General features: G+C 50.8%; 19 protein-coding genes. 3 read left to right on the top strand and 16 right to left on the bottom strand.

Features of this window, described 5'->3' with window-relative positions; translation table 11 throughout:
• Positions 1–23 precede the first annotated feature (23 nt).
• Entirely contained in the window at positions 24–473 is a 450-nt protein-coding gene (locus Undi14_RS09065; protein WP_200179616.1) for an SH3 domain-containing protein, read from the top strand.
• Positions 474–747: 274 nt separating this feature from the next.
• Entirely contained in the window at positions 748–1,746 is a 999-nt protein-coding gene (locus Undi14_RS09060; RefSeq protein ID WP_200179963.1) for an NAD(P)H-dependent glycerol-3-phosphate dehydrogenase, read from the top strand.
• Position 1,747: 1 nt separating this feature from the next.
• Here Undi14_RS09060 and Undi14_RS09055 read toward each other — a convergent pair whose 3' ends face one another.
• The 11 genes from Undi14_RS09055 to Undi14_RS09005 all read right to left on the bottom strand — a co-directional run bounded on the left by Undi14_RS09055 (position 1,748) and on the right by Undi14_RS09005 (position 11,694).
• Positions 1,748–1,960, bottom strand: a complete 213-nt coding sequence (locus Undi14_RS09055; RefSeq protein ID WP_186884387.1) for a hypothetical protein — start codon at positions 1,958–1,960, stop codon at positions 1,748–1,750.
• 123 nt (positions 1,961–2,083) lie between these two features.
• Complete coding sequence (locus Undi14_RS09050) at positions 2,084–2,599, bottom strand: GAF domain-containing protein (protein ID WP_200179615.1); 516 nt, start codon at positions 2,597–2,599, stop codon at positions 2,084–2,086.
• 83 nt (positions 2,600–2,682) lie between these two features.
• The gene (locus tag Undi14_RS09045) at positions 2,683–2,880 is read right to left on the bottom strand and encodes a hypothetical protein (RefSeq protein WP_186897660.1); all 198 of its coding nucleotides are present in this window, start codon (positions 2,878–2,880) and stop codon (positions 2,683–2,685) included.
• A 32-nt stretch (positions 2,881–2,912) separates the two neighbouring features.
• Positions 2,913–4,253: an ATP-dependent protease ATPase subunit HslU gene (gene hslU / locus Undi14_RS09040; RefSeq protein WP_200179612.1), complete on the bottom strand. Its 1,341-nt coding sequence runs from the start codon at positions 4,251–4,253 to the stop codon at positions 2,913–2,915.
• A gap of 69 nt (positions 4,254–4,322) precedes the next feature.
• Entirely contained in the window at positions 4,323–4,859 is a 537-nt protein-coding gene (hslV, locus tag Undi14_RS09035) for an ATP-dependent protease subunit HslV (protein WP_186884391.1), read from the bottom strand.
• A gap of 251 nt (positions 4,860–5,110) precedes the next feature.
• Positions 5,111–6,538 carry a hypothetical protein gene (locus Undi14_RS09030; protein ID WP_186884392.1) on the bottom strand — a complete coding sequence of 476 codons (1,428 nt, stop codon included), beginning with the start codon at positions 6,536–6,538 and terminating at the stop codon, positions 5,111–5,113.
• A 259-nt stretch (positions 6,539–6,797) separates the two neighbouring features.
• Positions 6,798–8,792, bottom strand: coding sequence for a TonB-dependent receptor (locus tag Undi14_RS09025; protein WP_200179610.1), 1,995 nt, complete (start codon positions 8,790–8,792; stop codon positions 6,798–6,800).
• Between the two features lie 109 nt (positions 8,793–8,901).
• On the bottom strand, positions 8,902–9,276 hold the full coding sequence (locus Undi14_RS09020) for a hypothetical protein (RefSeq protein ID WP_200179608.1): 375 nt from the start codon (positions 9,274–9,276) through the stop codon (positions 8,902–8,904).
• A 223-nt stretch (positions 9,277–9,499) separates the two neighbouring features.
• Entirely contained in the window at positions 9,500–9,904 is a 405-nt protein-coding gene (gene dksA, locus Undi14_RS09015) for an RNA polymerase-binding protein DksA (RefSeq protein ID WP_186884601.1), read from the bottom strand.
• A 207-nt stretch (positions 9,905–10,111) separates the two neighbouring features.
• On the bottom strand, positions 10,112–11,185 hold the full coding sequence (locus tag Undi14_RS09010; protein WP_200179606.1) for a GTP-binding protein: 1,074 nt from the start codon (positions 11,183–11,185) through the stop codon (positions 10,112–10,114).
• 17 nt (positions 11,186–11,202) lie between these two features.
• A complete protein-coding gene (locus Undi14_RS09005; protein WP_186884396.1) occupies positions 11,203–11,694 on the bottom strand; it encodes a Fur family transcriptional regulator in 492 nt (163 codons plus the stop codon).
• 284 nt (positions 11,695–11,978) lie between these two features.
• On the opposite strand from Undi14_RS09005, the gene Undi14_RS09000 reads away from it, so the two are divergent.
• Complete coding sequence (locus Undi14_RS09000) at positions 11,979–13,946, top strand: PhoX family phosphatase (protein ID WP_200179604.1); 1,968 nt, start codon at positions 11,979–11,981, stop codon at positions 13,944–13,946.
• Positions 13,947–14,173: 227 nt separating this feature from the next.
• On the opposite strand, the gene Undi14_RS08995 is transcribed toward Undi14_RS09000, so the two are convergent.
• From Undi14_RS08995 to Undi14_RS08975, 5 genes are all read right to left on the bottom strand, one after another.
• Entirely contained in the window at positions 14,174–14,920 is a 747-nt protein-coding gene (locus Undi14_RS08995) for a hypothetical protein (RefSeq protein ID WP_234030499.1), read from the bottom strand.
• A gap of 126 nt (positions 14,921–15,046) precedes the next feature.
• Complete coding sequence (locus Undi14_RS08990) at positions 15,047–16,453, bottom strand: alkaline phosphatase (protein WP_200179602.1); 1,407 nt, start codon at positions 16,451–16,453, stop codon at positions 15,047–15,049.
• A 33-nt stretch (positions 16,454–16,486) separates the two neighbouring features.
• Positions 16,487–17,935 (bottom strand): alkaline phosphatase, encoded by a 1,449-nt coding sequence (locus tag Undi14_RS08985; RefSeq protein WP_200179599.1) that lies wholly within the window; start codon positions 17,933–17,935, stop codon positions 16,487–16,489.
• Between the two features lie 282 nt (positions 17,936–18,217).
• Positions 18,218–19,168 carry a tyrosine recombinase XerC gene (xerC, locus tag Undi14_RS08980; RefSeq protein WP_200179598.1) on the bottom strand — a complete coding sequence of 317 codons (951 nt, stop codon included), beginning with the start codon at positions 19,166–19,168 and terminating at the stop codon, positions 18,218–18,220.
• Positions 19,169–19,194: 26 nt separating this feature from the next.
• Entirely contained in the window at positions 19,195–19,854 is a 660-nt protein-coding gene (locus Undi14_RS08975; RefSeq protein ID WP_370527173.1) for a DUF484 family protein, read from the bottom strand.
• Positions 19,855–19,862: the final 8 nt, after the last annotated feature.

Genomic DNA, 19,862 nt, shown 5'->3' with positions numbered 1-19,862 from the left:
CGCGCGGGTGAAGAAAGAAGTTCATGCGCGGCTTGATTTCCATTTCTACCCTGAGTCTGTTAGCGACGCTGGTCACAGCGCCGGCGCAGGCTTTAGAGTTCCGTTCGGTTGGTGCGACGCCTGTGATTATGTACGACGCGCCTTCGGTGAAGGGTGGCAAAGTCTATGTGGCGCCACGCGGCATGCCGGTGGAAGTGATTTTCACCTCGGGTGCGTGGAGTAAAGTCAGGGATATGGCGGGCGACCTGAGTTGGGTCGAATCCAAGGATCTGATTACCCGCCGCAATCTGATTGTGCGGGTTGCTAATGCGAAAATCCGCGCCAGTGCTGATGATAGTGCCGCACTGGTATTCAGCGCTGAGAAAAACGTCTTGCTGGAAATGGCCGAGCCTGCTTCGGCCGGTTGGGTCAAAGTCCGGCATCGCGACGGGCAGCTTGGTTACGTGAAAGTGAACGAGGTCTGGGGTTTATAATTCCGCGCTGATCGCTGGTTTGACGGCAGTAATTCAAAAGAGGACAGCGTGCTGTCCTCTTTTTGTATGTGATGCGCAATGACGGATTGTATTTGCTGGCGTAAAGCTGGCAGAACCGGTCACTGAAGACAGCCGGCATTTCAGGGCGAAATTCGCATACTCCCCCTGTTTTTATTAAAAAGCCACTGATTGTCGGCATAAATAAAGGGCTTCAAAATATACTGGTGGGAGTATATTTGAGCCGTTTCTGATGATTTCCATCGTAGGTAAGAGCATGAATATCAGCGTATTAGGCGCAGGTGCCTGGGGCACTGCAGTGGCGATTGCCCTGACAGCAAAAAACAAAGTGTTGATGTGGGGCAGAAATCATGCCGCGATGCAGGAAATGCAGGCGCAGCGTGAGAATGTCGCCTATCTGCCGGGGTTTCCGCTGCCAGACAATCTCGAAATCACTGCGGATTTTTCCGCTGCAATGGCGCATGTTGCGGGGAATGACAGCCTGCTGGTGATTGCAACTTCGGTATCCGGTCTGCGCCCGACCTTAGAGGCTTGCCTCCCGTTTGCACCGCAGAATGTGATCTGGCTGTGCAAAGGTTTTGAAGAGGCTACGCAGATACTGCCGCATCAGATTGCCCGCGAAATCCTTGGTGACGCGGTGGCGATCGGTGCTTTGTCCGGCCCGTCGTTTGCACAGGAAGTCGCGCAGGGATTGCCTTGCGCGCTGACGATTGCCTCAACTTCGCCAGCGCTTTGTCAGCGTGTGGTGCAAGCATTGCACGTGAATGCGATGCGGGTGTATTCCAGCGATGATCTGGTCGGTGTTGAAGTCGGCGGGGCAGTCAAAAATATTCTGGCGATTGCCACCGGTGTGGCGGACGGATTGGGTCTTGGCCTGAATGCGCGCGCAGCCTTGATGACGCGCGGTCTGGCAGAAATCAGCCGGCTTGGCGTTGCGCTCGGCGGTAAAGCGGAAACCCTGATGGGCCTGACTGGCGTTGGCGATTTAATTCTGACCTGCACCGGTGATTTGTCGCGTAACCGCAAAGTCGGTCTGGCGCTGGCACAAGGAAAGTCGCTCGCGGTAATCATCGAAGAGCTGGGTCATGTAGCCGAAGGCGTACGTTGCGCGCAGGCGGTGCGCAGTCTGGCAGCCCGACTGGGCGTCGATATGCCGATTACGAATGCGGTGGCGGGAGTCTTATTTGATGGCGTTTCTGCCAGAGAAATGAGTATGCGTTTGTTGGCGCGCGATTCTAAGCAGGAAGTCAGCTGAATCAATAACGGCGGCGTTGTGCTGGGTATTCCAGCACCCGCGTGATCACCGGTTCGGCAATTGCGTGGCGCTGCATCAGCTCTCTGGTTTTTGCGAATCCCAGTATGTCCAGATAGTGCAGCCCGATATCTACCAGTAAGCGTGAAATCACATCTTTGCGCCGCAATGGCTGACAATATTTGCGTAAAGCTTTACGGCGGCGGCTTCCTGGCATGACGGGCTCCGGCTGGTAGTATGAGCCGAGTATAAAGCCAGCCATGCAGCTTTGCCACTATCGTGTTGTCAAATGTGCATAGATCATCAATTTGCCCTGTGTCATTGCCGTTCTGAGCGACGATCAGAGCGTGGGAAAATCGGTGGCGTTGATGAATTCAGCTAGCAGCGCTTCCAGCCCTTGCTGATCTTCTGCTGAAAAACGGTTCAGATGAGGGCTGTCGATATCAAACACACCGGCGACCTGTCCATTCACGATCACAGGAATCACGATTTCAGAATTTGATGCAGAATCACACGCGATATGTCCGGGAAACGCGTGTACATCGGCAACCAGCACCGTGCGTTTTTCCGCTGCCGCAGTACCGCAGACGCCACGTTTAAATGGAATGCGTGCGCAGGCGACTTTGCCCTGAAACGGCCCGACCAGTAAATCATGTGGAAATTCTGCTGTGGGGTTTTTAGCTGCTGCGCACAGATAAAACCCCGCCCAGTTCAGGCCAGTGAGGCTGTGATAAATAAAGGCTGAAAATTGCGACGCGTTGGTGCTCAGATTGCGCTCGCCTTCTAAAATGCTGCGGATCTGTTTTACCAGGAAGGCATAATCTGGTTTTTCGCTGGCAGCTGAAGTTTCAAACATGGTGTTTTCTCTTGAAATAAAATGTCGCGCTGACTTACTTTTGGTCAGGCAATAAGGCAAGGTTGATCAAAAAAGCTCAGGCTTTATTCAGCCTTGGCCTTTAGCCTGGGTTTCGCTTTTGCTTTTGCTGTTGCGTTCGCTGTGGCCGGTGCCGGATGTACTTTGGGCTTTGTGCCGGATGCAAGCTTTGTCGCATGATGTTGTGCTAAGTGGCGACCCACCTGCGAAGGCTCAACACGGAATTGCATACGCTGCCGTGTTGCCAGTGCTTTGTTTGCCATGTTGAACCTCGCAGAATGATCAGGTATGCCGCTTACAGCACGTAGCGCGACAAGTCTTCATTAACCGACAATGCGCCGAGTCGCTCTTCAACATAGGCCGCGTCTATCGTCACCACTTTTCCAGCGTTTTCGTGTGCTGCGTAAGAGATTTCCTCCAGCAGTTTTTCCATCACAGTGTACAGCCGGCGCGCACCGATATTTTCGGTCGTTTCATTGACGGAATAAGCGATGCTGGCGAGTTTTTCCACGCCTTCCGGAGTGAAGTCCACCGCAACATCTTCGGTTGCCAGCAAGGCCTGATACTGACGTGTCAGGCAAGAATCCGTGCTGGTCAATATGCGTTCAAAATCGGCAATCGATAAGGATTCAAGTTCGACCCGGATAGGGAAACGGCCTTGTAATTCCGGGATCAGATCGGACGGTTTGGCGAGATGGAAAGCACCCGAAGCAATGAACAAAATATGATCAGTTTTGATCATCCCATACTTGGTATTGACCGTCGTGCCCTCAACCAGCGGCAGCAAATCACGCTGCACACCGGCGCGCGAAACTTCGGCACCGCCAGTTTCTGAGCGTGATGCAATTTTATCGATTTCATCCAGAAAAACGATACCGTTCTGCTCTACGTTTCTGATCGCGTCCTGTTTCAATTCTTCTTCGTTGACCAGTTTGGCCGCTTCTTCTTCAATCAGCAATTTGAATGCTTCTTTGATTTTCAGTTTGCGGGTTTTCTTGCGGCCATTGCCCATGCCCGAGAACATGGTTTTAATTTGCTCGGTCATTTCTTCCATGCCCGGCGGCGCCATGATTTCCATGTGGGTTACTGCTTCAGCCACTTCCAGTTCGATTTCTTTGTCGTCCAGCGCGCCTTCACGCAGACGTTTGCGGAAAGTCTGGCGGGTCGCATTGTCAGCGGCTGGCGCAGCTTCGCTGCCTTCAGGATGAATGCCGAAATCGCGTGCCGGTGGCAATAAAATATCGAGAATGCGGTCTTCTGCCGCATCTTCCGCGCGCAGCCGGACTTTGCGTGTCGCAGACTCGCGGGTCTGCTTGATACCGATATCGACCAGATCTCGGATGATGGTATCGACGTCGCGCCCGACGTAACCGACTTCGGTAAATTTAGTCGCTTCAATTTTAATGAAAGGGGCATCCGCTAGTTTCGCGAGACGACGGGCGATCTCTGTTTTACCGACGCCTGTCGGGCCTATCATCAAAATGTTTTTTGGCGTGATTTCATGGCGCAACGGCTCTTCGACCTGCTGGCGACGCCAGCGATTGCGCAGGGCAATCGCGACTGCCCGTTTCGCTTTGGCCTGACCAACCACGTGTTTATCGAGTTCAGAGACGATCTCTTGCGGAGTCATATTCATGCTGTTTCCTATCTGCTTCTTAAATCCATACCGGCGCCGCAGGCGCTCATCAGGCATGGTGAATCAAAATTATTCCAGGGTTTCTATGGTGTGCGACAAATTAGTATAAATACACAATTCACCTGCAATCGTCAGCGACTTCTTGACGATCTCGACTGGTGACAAATCGGTATTTTCAAACAGGGCAATCGCGGCTGATTGAGCAAAGGTACCGCCTGAGCCGATCGCTCCTATGCCCTGATTCGGTTCAAGCACATCACCATTGCCGGTGATGACCAGGGTCGTGTCTTTGTCTGCCACCAACAGCATTGCTTCCAGGCGACGTAACATACGGTCGGTACGCCAGTCTTTGGCGAGCTCCACCGATGCACGCATCAGATGCCCCTGATGTTTTTCCAGTTTAGATTCAAAGCGTTCGATTAATGTGAATGCATCTGCGGTACCGCCAGCGAAACCCGCCAGTACTTTATTGTGATACAGCTTGCGCACTTTGCGCGCCGTACCTTTCATAACGATATTGCCAAGGGTGACCTGACCATCGCCGCCGAGGGCGACTACATTGCCGCGCCGTACCGTCAGGATGGTGGTGCCGTGAAATTGTTCCATAAGGACCTCATAAATGGTTGAAACTATGTTGCGAAGCTTCGCAGGCTCGCGCCGGCAGAGATTAAAGCAGAACGAGACTGCGTACTGAGCGGATCTTGTTACGTGAGTGCTCGCTACCGCTATACTTATTTGAAAATCGTCTTTGTCAGACGGATGACAGATAGGCGCAAGAATAAAAAGCGACAACACACACGCGATGGCGCATCGGAACCAGAAAGAAAATGGGGTGTGTCGGCAGAATTACAAGAAGTCTAGTGCTTACGCAGTGAGATGCTGGCGATATTTTTTAAACCCATCGCGTTAAATAACATCATGACCAGATAATTCACTTCTTCAAACCGGATAGTCACACCGGGTTTGCCGACGATGGGTGCCAGGCCGTTTAATAACTCAGCGGAGGCACTGAATTCCACGCGGTCAAGTTTCGAACAATCGATGATCAAAGGCTGGTGCTGTGCTGCTTGTTCAGCAATTTTTTTCACCAGCGTGTCGACGCTGCCATCCACCATTGCAGGCATGAAGAAACGATCAGAAGGCGCTTCTTCCTCTTCATGATTGAGCTCTGGGAAGGCATCGGTGACATTATTCTGAGGTGCTTCGAACGACGGCGGAGACACTTCAAACGTAATGCAGTAATCCATGCTGGCTTCTTCGAATGCTTTTTCAAAGTGCAGCAATTGCAGAATTTCTAATAACAGCAGCCACGGGGCCTCTGTTTCATCACGCCGCCCGACCTGCAAAATGGCGCGAATTTTATCTGTCAGGCTTTGTGCACCGACCAGCATCAGATCATGCCCGGTCTTTTTCAGATTTTTGAGTGTCCGTAACAATAAACCGCAGCCGACAGGATCAACTTCTTTAATTTTCGAGAAATCCAGACGCAGGCTAGGACTTTTTGCGCTCGCAATATTAATTTTTTCCAGTATTTTGACAATGGTGGCGTCAAGTTTTACCGGGAAAAGTATGCTTGGTCGGGACGCATCCTTAGGATGCGTGTCGGCTTCTGGCTGCGGTGTATTTTCAGGCCACAGCGGAGGCGAAGTTTCAAATTTGTTGGCGTAATCGAGCGAGAGGCTTTCAAACTTATGCTGATTATTCGTGATCCGGTATAAGTCAAATAGCATCTGCCAGCCTATTTCAGTCGCCAGTCCCAGATGTTGGTGATGTACGGCGGCATCCAGCATTTGCTCTGCCACTTCATTTTGTCCGCTTGCAAACAAAATAGCTGCTTCTTCGAGAACCGGTACGGATTCACTATAGGCAAGTGCTGACCCCGGAATTTCTGTATTGTGGCCGAGCAGATAATCTGACGGCATCGGCATTGGTAGCGTTGTTTGAAAATCCGCTACAGGACCGCGATTTGTCAGGGGTTGTGTGTGTTCGGTGAGATCAAATTTACTGTTGCCGAGTTTTTTTGAAATATCGGTTTTGGTGATGACCGGCGGGCGCGTCTTGACGATGTCGCGCGACATTTCAAATTCTATGGCATCAATTTTTCGTTCAGTAGCACGAGCGACGTGGCGCTGGGCAATGACAGAATTGCTGAAAACCTCGCTGTCATGGAAACCTGTAATAACAGTGTTACCAGATTTAGAGCGAGCTTTTCTTGAAGAAGATTTCTCGGTGGAGCGATCTTCTTTTTTGCCACCTTTTTTACCGAAAAGAGAAAAAATCCCCACACTATTCCTAAAAAAATACGTCTTAAACGAGTGAAATTTGTACTTGCTAAGTATATTCTTAATTGAGCGTAAATAGTAAGCTGCGCTTTTCTGACTTAACAATGTTTTATTTTTTACAAAAATCAGTTTTTAAAAAATATCTTAGAGAAGTTAGCATATTAAGCTCATATACACAAAAATGGAGGCATTTAGCCTCCATTTCGCATTTAACTACGCCATCTGTGTAAATTTAATTTTACATTTCGTAACAAGGCAGAAATTAAAAACTGGTTCTGACTCCGGCGATAAAGCTTCTGCCTGGTTGTGGAACACTTTCTCTCAATATCGAGGTGGACAGGCGTATATCCCGATTCAGTAAATTTCTGGCCATCAGGAACCAGGTAATTTGTTGTCCTTGATACGGATGAGAGTAACTCAGATTGGCGTCTATTTTGGTATACGAGGGTGTGACGTAATTTTCAAAACTGGCCAGTCTGTCCTGACGCTGTGCATGCAGGATATTCAGCGACGTGCGCCAAGCCCCTTGTTTGAATCCCAAATCGAAACCAACACGTGTGGCCGGTTGCAAAGGTAAGTTTCCGAGATCAGTCAGTGTACCGCGCGAGATATCAGCAAAGGCGCGCGCAGAAAATCCTTCTCCCAAGTGGTTATAACTGATTTCCGCTTCGCCACCGCGAATCTTCGCAGTCGCCTGTGACCAGTTGCGCAAAGTAAATTCAGCGTCCGCCTGAGGGATACCTTCTCCATCTACTTTGGTGCCATCCGTATGACCATAGATATAGTTGTCGACTTGATTAATAAATGCATTCAACTTCCAGCGCAGCAATCCGGTGGATTTTTGCAGGGTGAATTCGAGATTATGTGAAATCTCTTTTTTCATGTTGATATTGCCGATATCGAACGTCGCTGTCGATTCGTGCGGGCCTGCTGAATACAATTCTTCTGTTGCCGGAGCGCGTTGCGCTAGTGACAAACTCAGACCGGCGCTATAGCCCGGAGTAAATTGCCATAAACCACCGGCAGACGCGGAATACAGATTGAAGTTTCTGTGAGCGAGTGCACTGATTTCGTCGGGTTCACGGCTGACATTTTCAAGTCGTACACCTGCGCTGCCAAGAACATCACCAAACTGACGTTGTTCCAGCGCGAATACCGCAACCGAGGTTGATTTGGTCGAAGGAACGGTATCAGCGCGGCCACTTGCAGCCGACAATGCTGAGAATTTGGTCTGTTCCGTCTGCAGCCCCCAACTGCCTTGCCAGCCGGACCAGTTCGCATGCGACAGGACGATGCGACTTTCCAGCATTTTGTTTTTAAAGTTTGTGACCGGGGTGCCGTCTTCAGCTTTTTCGGTGTGCTGATAATCAGTGCCGCTGAGTTTAAATTTCAGACTATCAAAACCTTTTAGTGGCGAGTTGAGCTGGCCTTCCAGATCAAGCCTGTTCTGCCGCAGATCGATAAAGGATTTTTCTGCAGTTGGTATGCCGTAATGGTCGTTCAGAGTTTGCACCGCTGCGCCCAGATAACCCCACGATTGAATCAGGGATGCACCGGCAGCGAGACTGTTTGAACGGGTGAAACTGGAAGGTAGTTTGCCATCTGCTGATGCCGGATCTGACAGGTTTGCTTTACCCGGGATATCATAATTTCTGGTTTCACGGCTGTTGCCGTCTACATGTAATCCTATGTTGCCGCTGGAACCATCCACGGAGAATGAGCCACTTTTTTCCTGATTCACTGTGCCGTATCTGAGCTCCGCTTCGCCAGTGATTTTTTTATTTAATACGGTGGGAATGCGATTGTCGATGACGTTGATCAAACCACCGATGGCACCGCTGCCGTAGAGCAAAGCCGCCGGGCCGCGCAAAATTTCGATTTGTTGTGCGGTCGAGCTTTCACTGGCGACTGCGTGATCGTTTGAAAGGCTGGAGACGTCGGCAACACCCATGCCGTTTTGCAGAATTTTTACCCGTGGACCTTCCAGACCGCGGATGATAGGTCGTGATGCACCTGCACCAAATCCTGAGGCGGATACGCCGAGCTCGTTGCCCAGCGTTTCACCGAGTGAGGTGCCAATTTTTGCGCGCAGCTCAGGGCCGGAAAGTATTTTTGCCGGCGTCAGTACTTGCATGTCTTCGCCATTTCCCAGTGGGTTGGAAGTGACCGTGACAGTATTGATCGCTTGTGCGTTGGAGTTGCAATGAGCAAGGGCGGAGAGGACGGCGGCTGCGGCAATGGTGCGGTGAAATTGCATGATTTTTCCTGAAACATGAAAATGAACAAAGCAGACCGCTCAGAAGAGCGATCTGAAAAACGAACTGAGTGCCGGATGAAATTGAATTCCGGCTGAGATTTTCAATGCTTCAGAAAGGTGGGGCGCGTGAAGAGAATGAGAGCTGTATGCTGGCCAGCCAGACGATATTGGCGGCAAAGGTGTTAATGAAGTCTGTTGTATCGATGGCCGACAGTGTCGGCATTCTGGCATCGAGATAATCCGCAGCGACGGTCGCGTCAAATAACGCGCAGGAGTGCAGTGCTCTTTCGTCGGAATCCGAAGTGACTTGCCAGAACGTGTAACTGTTGCTGAGCGCGGTGACTTGCGCTTTGCCACCGGGCCAGCCCGCGTGCGCGAGTTTATGAGAAAGACTGACCCATTGCGCCAGCAATAAAGCGGGCAGCAGCAGACACAACAGCCAGTGGCTGCTGCGTCTGTGTCTGAATGGATAAGATGAGCTCATTTGTATCGAAAACTTGACCGGATATTGCTATAGGTATTGCGTTGTAAGTTGTGTTGCAAAAAGCCAACATTCTTTCCTTGATTGGCAGGTGCAAGACGCGGCTTGGATAGCTGAATATCTACAAAGTTCCTTATTGGTGCAACACTGTTGCAGTTTCTTGAGTAAAAAAAGCGTGTAACTGATCACACGCTTTTTACTTTAACGCTTTTTTGTGACAGTGGAATTAATCACCGTACAGTTTTTGTTTCATTTCGCGTCGTTGCTGAGCTTCGAGTGACAGCGTTGCTGTCGGACGTGCCAATAAGCGTGGAACGCCGATAGGCTCGCCTGTTTCTTCGCACCAGCCGTAGTCACCTTCATCGATGCTGGCGATGGATTGCTGAACTTTTTTCAGCAATTTGCGTTCGCGGTCACGGGTACGTAACTCAAGCGCATGTTCTTCTTCGATCGTGGCACGGTCTGCCGGATCGGGAACTAATACGGTTTCGCGAAGATGCTCGGTAGTTTCGTCGGCATTCTTCAATAAATCCTTTTCAAGCTGTTGCAAACGGGCCTTGAAAAATGCCAGTTGTGCAGCGTTCATATAGTCCTTCTCTCCCATCGCGAGGATTTGTTCCTCGGTGAGCAGGGCTTCGGGGGCGCTGACTGTAGCAGTCGATTTAGATGATTTAGTTGCCACTTCGCTTACTTTCGATACAACGGGTTAACACATAGAAAAAGTCTGAAACGATGAAGTTTTCAGATAATTTATCCTCCCCTTACTGATATGAAAAGCAGCATTTTTACTCATGCCACTTGCACAACAGACAATGCCTGATATCAGTAGCCCGACAGTTTATACTAAACAATGCTCCAGACCTTGAATAAATATGTCTTTTGGTAGATTTTTGCCAATAAACACCATTTTGCTTTCTTTCGTTTCTTCATCCCCCCATTTCGCGCCGACATCGGTTCCCATAATCTGATGTACCCCCTGGAAGATTACCTTACGGTCAGCACCTTGCATGTACAGCACGCCCTTATAACGCAGCATGCGCGGGCCGAACACCTGCACCAGTCCACCTAAAAATTCGTCAAGCTGCCCGGTGTTGAACGGGCGTGTGCTTTTAAACACAAATGCGGCGATATCGTCAGAATGATGGGCGTGATGATGATTATGCGTATGTTCGTGCCCGTGTTCATGTGTGCAATGTTCATCACAGTGTTCGTCATCGTGCGCATGTTCAGCATGATGTTCGTGGGAATGTTCTTCTTCACTTAAAAACTCAGGATCAAGATCCAGTTTTGCGTTCAGATTGAAGCCTTTCAGATCAAGCACTTCTGCGATGGCAATCTTGCCGAAATCGACGGTGCTGATTGGCGCGCGTGGATTGATATGCGTCAGACGTGAGCGCAGAATCGCCAGTTGTTTCGCATCAACCAGATCGGTTTTAGACAGCAGAATCTTGTCGGCAAAGCCCACCTGACGCTGCGCTTCTTCATGTTCATCGAGTTGTTGCATACCGTGACGCGCATCAACCACGGTGACGACGGCATCAAGCATGTAGTAGGTGCCGACTTCTTCATCAACGAAGAAAGTTTGCGCAACCGGGCCGGGATTGGCCAGACCTGTGGTTTCGATAATCACGCGGTCGAAATCAATCTTGCCTTCGTTCTTTTGTTGTATCAGCTTGCTGAGTGCGATGATCAGATCACCGCGCACAGTGCAACAGATACAACCATTGTTCATTTCGACGATTTGTTCATTGCTGTCCTGAACCAGAATTTCATTGTCGATATTTTCCTGGCCGAATTCATTTTCGATCACGGCGATTTTATAGCCGTGGTTTTCCTGCAGGATGCGATTGAGCAGGGTCGTTTTTCCCGCGCCCAGAAAGCCGGTAAGAATAGTGGTTGGAATCAGTGCCATAGGGTCAGAAAGAAAAGTTAATTGGAACAGTCAGCACACCAGCCCTTGATGGTCAGCTCGATGTCATGACTTTGAAAACCGCGCCCAAGCGTTGCCTGCAGGGTCGCTTGCAATTGCTCGCGTAAAGAGGCCGGTTGTTCTGCATCATCGAGACAAAACACGCGGGCGCAGCGGGTGCATTTGAAATGGCCGTGCTGGTGCTGCGTCACGCCGCTTTTCGAATCGCCTGACTGTTCACTGCCGGTGCTGTAGCGGAACACCCGGTCATCGCCCGGAATTTTATGCGTCAAGCCAGCTTCCGTCAGGCAATCCAGTGCGCGGTACAAGGTGACTCTGTCCATCTCAGGCAGCGCATCCTGCACTTCCAGATGTGACAACGCACGTTTGGTATCCAGCAATACAGACAACACGCCCAGCCTTGCATCGGTAACGCGGACGCCGCTGGCCCGCAACAAGTCCGAGGCCTGTGCCTGATCGCTGACGGTGTGGCTGTGATGCGCAGATTTCATATCGAATGCAGAAAAGAGTAAGCAAGAATAAGTACGAGTAAGCATGCATTATGCCTGAAAATGCAATTCAGTTGCAAAAGTGCGTCTGATCAAAACAACGTCAGGCAGACGTCGTGTGAACACGGCGGTGTTTCTATTCATCGTCTTGTCATATTTACTTTTTAAACTGCGTAGCGGTGAATCCGCTGATGCGTCTCGTTCTGCGTCGCGGATTCTTACTAAATTTGTGCGCCGCGCATCGCTGATGCCCGCGTTTTGACGTCAATTATTCTGGAATTCTACTTATGTCAGATCAACCTCAATCAGGCCGCCGCAAGGCATTAAAATTCCTCGCTGGTGCACCGTTGCTGCCGCTCGGTGCAATGTCCACAGCATCGCTGCTGTCTGCCTGTGGTGGCAGCTCGGCAGTTGCTGCGGCTCCGGCTGCTCCGGTGGCGAATTTTGTTTCTGCAGATTTCACTGCAATGGCTGCGCCAACATTGACGAATGCCGCCGCGATGGCAACGACGACAGTGGCTTCCAGCCTGAATGTGACGTTTAGCGACAACTCTACGCAAACCTACAAACTGGCCTATCAGCCTTTCTTCCTGACCGGTGACATGGTACCGAACGGTAACGGCGGCACAGTGTTAGCCGGTGGTTACTACGACATCAATAACAAGCCGATTATTGATGCGACCGTTGCGGGCAAAGAACGTCAATACTTCTCAGATTCGCCGGATGGCACTTCCCTGTTATCGTTGCCGAATCCGACAGTGACAGGCATCAAAGGCAAAGCAGTATTTGCGGTGGTGCAGTTCGAATACACAACCTGGGCGCAAGATGGCAAAACCGATATGTACGGTAAATTGCCTTCACCTATCGCTGTACTGACACTGGATCAGGATCAGACAACCGGTAAATTGAGCCTGGTGAAATACCATAACGTCGATACATCCAAAGCCAATGGTTTGTGGATTACCTGCGGTTCCAGCCTGTCGCCGTGGGACACACATCTGTCGAGCGAAGAGTATGAGCCAGATGCGTTCACGATTTCGTCGAATGCGATGTTCGCGGCATACAGTACCAATTTGTTTGGTGACGCAACGAAAGCAAATCCGTACCACTATGGTCATTTACCAGAAGTGACAGTCAATCCTGATGGCACTGGTTCGATCAAAAAACATTATTGCCTGGGTCGTATTTCGCATGAGCTGATTCAGGTTTTCCCGGATAACCGCACGGCATTGATGGGTGACGATGCAACGAATGGCGGCTTGTTTATTTTCGTGGCAGACAAAGAAAAAGACCTGTCTTCCGGTTCTTTGTATGTGGCTAAAATCGGTGCGGGTTTCTCACTCGATACTGCAGCTGCCGGTGCGTCACTGAGCTGGATTAAACTCGGCTCCGCGACCAGTGCAGAAATCGAAGCACTGGCAAACAAACTGAAACCAACTGACATCATGGATGTGGCCAATACCGATCCAAAAGATGCGACTTACACCAAGATTTATATCAGTGGAAAAATCCAGTGGGTACGCGTCAAAGCCGGTATGGAAAAAGCAGCGGCTTTCCTCGAAACACATCGTTATGCGGCGATGATGGGCGGCAGTATGGCCTTGACGAAGCTTGAAGGCACGACCGTCAATGCGAAAGACAAGATTGCGTATTCTGCTTTGCAAAACATGCAAAGTTCCATGGTGCGCGGTAATGCAGCCTGGAACGAAGCATTCGGCGTGACTTTAGAAAAAGCCTTGAACGCAGGCGGTATTCTGGCGCATACACTGGCGGGCGGTCAGAAAGATACTTCTGGTGCGGCCATCAACAGTGAATGGGTGCCGACTGTCACCAAAACTTTGCTGATCGGTGAAGATATTGCGGCGGATGCTTTGGGTAATACAGCGAATCCGGACAAAATCGGCGCGCCGGATAATCTGAAATTCTCCGAAAAACTGCGCACCTTGTTTATCGGTGAAGACAGCAGCTATCACGTCAACAACTTCCTGTGGGCTTACAACGTCGACACCAAAAAACTGACCCGCGTTGCATCTATGCCTGCCGGTGCCGAGGCAACTGGTTTGTCGGTGGTGGATAATCTGAATGGCTGGACCTACATCACCAGCAATTTCCAGCACGCTGGCGATTGGGGCAGTATCCACAATATCGTTAAGCCTACACTCGATCCGTTGGTGCGGGCGAACTACAAAGATCGTTTCGCTTCTGCGGTTGGCTATCTGACTGCCGATGTCAGCAGTGTCAAACTGGCGAAATAATTTCTGATGAACGCACTTCCGGCGCTGATATGACTGGAAGTACGACGCAGGTTTGAATGAAAAAGGGCAGATGATTCTGCCCTTTTTTACGTCTGAATATACTGGGGGGAGTATATTGGGATGCCCTTATTCTATAAGGACATCAGGGGTATTCATGGCTCAATAACGGGGAGTATCTGATCTCTGTGTTTGAGCGCTCATTACAGCGCGGTTGATCTGCGTACAAATCAATCAAGAAAATCCGCATATTCTTTTTGCGCATAGCCTTTTAAATTTTGCCATGGCAGCTTAGTGCTGAGCGGAGCTTGCAGTTTGACTTCAACGCGGCGGAAGAAAGTACCGGCTTTATCGCCGCTTTCGATGATCAGCGGAATTTGCTTTTGCTCATCCCACAATACTCTCTGGAAATTGCCATTCATTTCGCGTTCACGCCATTGCGCACCGCTGATGGTCGATGCCTTCTTTGATAGCGGCATGGCTTTGACGAGTTTAGGATCAAGCAGATAAAACGCGTTTTCCCACGAGCCATCGAAGTTCACATTGTCGTATTCAGAAACAGGAATAGCGATAATTTCTTTATCTTTCGTGTTCACGAATTCGATCTGGGTTTTATTATTTTCCTGGAACACATGGCGCGGAAGCACCACATGATTGAAGTGTTTGTGCTTGGCTTCTTTCGCGTTGCCAGAATTATTTTTCTTGTTGGTCTTCTCGTCAGAATGATCGCCGTCTGCATGGTCATGCATACCGGCTGGCAAAACGCGGGCGATCCAGACGTGTTTGGCGCGGCGTAACAGGGTTTCTTCGTAACGTGCTTCGCGCGTCACACCTTCCGGTGTTAACACACGACTGTAATTTTGTATCCGGATATCCAGATCCGGCGCTGCTGTCTCAGGCGTCGCTGGCGCTGCCATCGCAAAATGGCTGAGGGGCAGGGTCAGGCTCAGTGCGGCGATAAGGTGCTTGAATTTCATTTTTAAATAAGACTTTCGTACTCGTGAATATTGCGATATCAGACGATATGCGCTGATAGTTGTAAAGATGAAAAAAACCAGAGGGCAACACCCTCTGGTTTTTGTATATATTCAGCGATGGAGGAATCAGAAACCGTAAGCTGATTTCAGCAGTGTGAATACTTTAGTGTTGTCCAGTGTGCCTTTGAATGCTTTTGCACCCGCGCCAGTGGCAAACAATTTCACATCACCGCCACCATGCGTTTCACTGGCCAGACGAACGCCGGTTTCTTGCAAGTAATTATCAGCCAATACGGTTGCACTGTCCAGATTCGTACGCAGGTTAGGACGGTTAGGACCGTTACCGAACACCAGTGTGGTGTAGGTATTACCATCCGCATCTTTTGTCGGCTGACCAGTTTTGTAATCGCGGTTAATGTCCAGAATCGGATTGCCGCGTTTGCCATAGCCATTGAATGCCAGCGTGTGGTCATGATCTGCGGTGACTACGATCAATGTATTGGCCAGCGTCGGATCAGTCAGTTTTGCTTTGTCCAATGCTGCCTTCACTGCGTCATCAAATGCGATGGTGTCTGTCAGTGCACGCTTGGCGTTGGTGCCGTGCAACGCATGGTCAATACGACCGCCTTCAACCATCAGGAAATAGCCGTTCGAATTTTGCGACAGAATATCCATCGCTTTGGTCGTCATCTCGGCCAGACTAGGCTGGTTTGCACCTTCGCCAACCGGTGGTGTTGCGGTACGGTCGAGTTCATATTCCAGATGACTTTTACTGCTGTACAAACCGATGAATTTTTTATTCGTCGGCGCTGCCAGCATGTCTGCTTTAGTCGCCGCAACGGTGTAGCCTTTGGCTGCGAATTCATTCAGCAGATTGCGACCATCGGCACGGCCGAGCTTACCCATGCTGGTGGTGGCATCGTAAGGCAGGAAGTGATTGCGGCCGCCACCCATCAGCACGTCCACACCATCCAGCAAGGCGCTGTTGTAGCCTGCGCCACCTGGCACTGCCTGCGCAGCAATCGCGTATTGCGCATTGCGGTTACAGATATGCGAGAAAGTTGCGGCTGGTGTTGCATGTGTCAGCTCAGTTGTGGTGATGGAGCCAACTGCTTTGCCTTTGGCTTTTGCCAGTTCCAGTATGGTGGGTACCGAAGTGCCGTTACCTGTCGCGGCGCAATTGTTGATACCCAGATTGCCATTCGCATCTTTGCCCGGATTCGTCGCAACGGTGTCGGCAGACATGGAGATGACTTCGTTGTTCATCTTCACGCCTGTCATGTAGGCTGCCATCGATGGTGCGCTGTCGGTCGTCTGCGCATCGTTCGAATAGGTTTTGATACGAGCCGTGCGTTCCAGCTTGTCCATATTCAGGCTGCCATCTTCACCGTATTTAAAAATGCGGGATGCCGTGATGGTCGATGGGCCCATGCCGTCGCCCAAAAAGAAAATAATATTTTTTGCTTCGCCTGCAGCGTTTGCAGCATTGGCAAAAGTCATCGCCAGTGTGGCGGCTAAAAGTGTGCGTTTCATAATCAGTTATCCGTTCTCAACAATGTTGAATAATCACAAGCCAGAGGCCGATTTCACCAGACCGAAGACTTTGGTGTTATCGATCGTACCGAGGAAAGTATCGGCACCTTTACCAATCGCACCGAGGAATACGTCAGTACCGCCGTGTGTTTCGCTGCCTGCTGCCACGCGTACCACCGCTTCCTGATGGTAGGTATTGGCGCTGGTTGTGGTTTCATCGAGACTGATCATGCTGCTGCGGCTGCCTTGCGTGCGGTTTTCACCATTACCGAAACCGATAATCGAATACGGTGCACCATCCAGATCTTTTTCGACTGCGCCGGTGACATAGTTTTTCACCACGCCGAGTACACCCGGATTGCCGCTGGCTGTTTTACCTGTACGTTTTGCGTAGCCGTTCAGTACCAGCGTATGGTCATGATCAGCAGTAACCACGATGAGTGTGTTTTTCAGATCAGGATCGCTGATCTTCGCTTTAGTAATCGCGGCTTTGATCGCATTGTCGAAAGCCACGGTGTCTTGTAATGCTTTCTTGGCGGTTGTTTCATGCAGAGCGTGGTCAATACGGCCGCCTTCCACCATCAGGAAATAACCTTTGGAATTTTTCGCTAACACGTCCATCGCTTTGGTGGTCATGTCTGCCAGGCTTGGTTCTTTTGCTGGGTCGCGATCAAGGTCGTAGCTCATATGGCTGGAAGTGAACAGGCCGAGCAGGCGATCTGTTTTGGTGCCGTCAATCGCATTGAATTCGGTCGCGTTGCTGGCGTAAGCGTAGTTTTTCGCTTTCATTTCAGCGACTAAATCGCGGCCATCAGCACGTTTGCCACCATTTTTAGATGGGGTGAAAAATTGCAGGCCGCCGCCCATCAATACGTCCAGACCTGTTGTGCCCAGCGCTGTGTTGTAGCCTGCACCGCCAGGAACGGCTGCTGCTGCGATATCATTTTCCAGATCGCGATGGCAGATATGTGAGTAGGTTGCTGCAGGTGTCGCATGTGTAACGCGGGTTGTCGTAACAACGCCAGCGGACAAACCTTTGGCTTTGGCCAGTTCCAGTAATGTGGTGGCGCTGGTGCCATTTTTAGTGCCGCAATTATTTCCCAGTTTGTTGCCGTTCGCGTCCGCTACCGGATCAACTGCAACGGTGTCCGGTGACATGGAAATCACTTCATTATTCATCTTGACGCCAGTCATGTACGCCGACATCGACGGCGCGCTGTCCGTGACCTGTGCATCGTTAGAGAAGGTTTTAACGAAAGCGGTTTCTGGCAAGGTATCCATGGTCAGTTCGCCATCTTCACCGACAGAGTAAATACGCGCTGCTGTCATGGTCGTCATGCCCATGCCGTCACCCAGGAAAAAGATCACGTTTTTCGGTGCTTCAGCGACCGGTGCCGGATCGCTCGTGCTGGTGCCGCAACCTGTGACCGAGAGAGTAAGTGCGGCGCCGAGAACAGCGACGTAAAGAGGCTTGAATTTCATTTTCGTTCGTCCAGAGGGGGTTAAAAGTATCCCAATGTAACAAGGCATTATTACCTGTCAGTGACCCTGGCTGAGGACGAGGCGGACTGTTGTATTCAGCGTCGTTTTCCTGATTTTGCTGAAAAGATGAGGAAGCTGTATGCGTGCTGCTGAGCAGTGCAGACGCTAGCAATCATTCTTTTTCGATGAAATAAGTGCCAAATATACTGGGGGGAGTATATTTTGACGCCCTTATTTTATAAGGACATCAAGGGTGAAATCATGAAAACGAGGGGGAGTATGCTATTTCTTGGCGCGCGGATGCGCCTGATCATAGACTTTTGCCAGATGCTGAAAATCGAGCGAGGTATACACCTGCGTCGCGGCAATCGAGCTGTGTCCCAGCATTTCCTGTACCGCGCGTAAATCGCCGGACGATTGCAATACATGCGATGCAAAGGAATGACGCAGCATGTGCGGATGGACGTTGGCAGGTATGTCCAGACTTTGTGCATGGGCTTTGATGCGCAATTGCACCAGACGTGCCGAAATCCGTGTTCCGCGCTCACTCAGAAACAGCGGATGTGGGTCGGCTTTGACCAGACTGCCACGGATGGCCAGCCAGTCGCGTACTGCTTCCAGCGCTGGCGCGCCGACTGGCACGATGCGTGGCTTGTTGCCTTTACCGGTGACGTGCACTTCGCCTTGATCCAGATCGATCCAGCCTGCCGATGCATAGCCAGGCTCTTGTACTGCAGCGACATCCAGGCCGACCAGTTCGGAAACGCGCAAACCACTCGAATACAAAAGTTCAAACATGGCGCGATTTGCGCGCGGTGTTGCCTCATCGCCACCGCGATGCGACACCAGACGTACCGCATCGTCGGCGCCAAGTGCTTTGGGCAAAGGCTTACTTTTTTTGGGGGCGCGTATGCCTTCGACCGGGTTGCTGCTCAGGTCATGCTGCTCCATCAGCCAACGGTAAAAGCCGCGCCAGCTCGACAGTTTGCGTGCGATGCTGCGGGCGTTCAGACCTTGGGCGTGGAGTTGTGAGGTAAAGCGGCGGATTTTCGCAGCGCTCAGTTCGGCGATCGCTTGTGACCCGGCGCATTGCTGCAATTCCCGCAGATCGAGTGCATAACCACTGAGCGTGTGCGGCGACAACTGGCGCTGACTGCGTAAGACTTCCAGATACTCATGCAGAAAATTGTCGCCAGCGGCAGTCGTTTCTGGTTCTTGAGCTGGCGTTGCCATGGCGACTCCGGTCTGGCGTCAGTGAATTAAATATCGATCAGGCAGGTCAATGCCGCGCTGCTGGTATCGGCGATGTTGACCAGAAAATCGGTGGCCATGTTTTTTGTGTAACGCGCCGGATCGGGCGAACCCAGTACCAGCAAACCGAAGGCCGGTGATGTTGGCGACAGACGCAGCGGCAGCATGGCGATGGATTGTACCGGTGCGCTGGCTTCTATCCAACTGGCTGCCTCGAAATCCTGATTCGGACCGCAAAATGGCGTTGTCAGGCCTTTTGCAAACAGAATTGCATCTTCACTGGCGGGCGCAGCAAACCAGGTGTGAGAAAACTCGGGTGCGACATTCCACAGGCGTAAGGTGGCGTGCGGCAGCTGGAAAATATCTTGCAAACCCTGTGTCAGAACAAACGGCAGATCGACATCATTGCGCGCCAGCAGCAGGGCACGCGTCCATGCCTGAAATTTTTTGCTGATGTCGTGATTTTCTTCCGCGATCCGCATTAATTCGGACAATCTGAGTTCCAGCGCGCGATACTTTTCACGCACGACTTCCATTTGTCGTTCTTGCAGAGAAATGGTACGACCCATGACCGGGCTCGTCAGTTTGACCGCACTCAGTAATTCTGCGTGCTCTTCAAAAAAATCCGGATTCTGGATCAGGTAGGTTGCGATGTCAGTTGAATTCATTACATTGA

Source organism: Undibacterium sp. 14-3-2 (assembly GCF_016595265.1).
In the GTDB taxonomy this organism is placed as follows: Bacteria; Pseudomonadota; Gammaproteobacteria; order Burkholderiales; family Burkholderiaceae_D; genus Undibacterium; species Undibacterium aquatile.
Note: the sequence above shows the minus strand (reverse complement) of the source record. Positions and strands in the feature narration are given on the sequence as shown.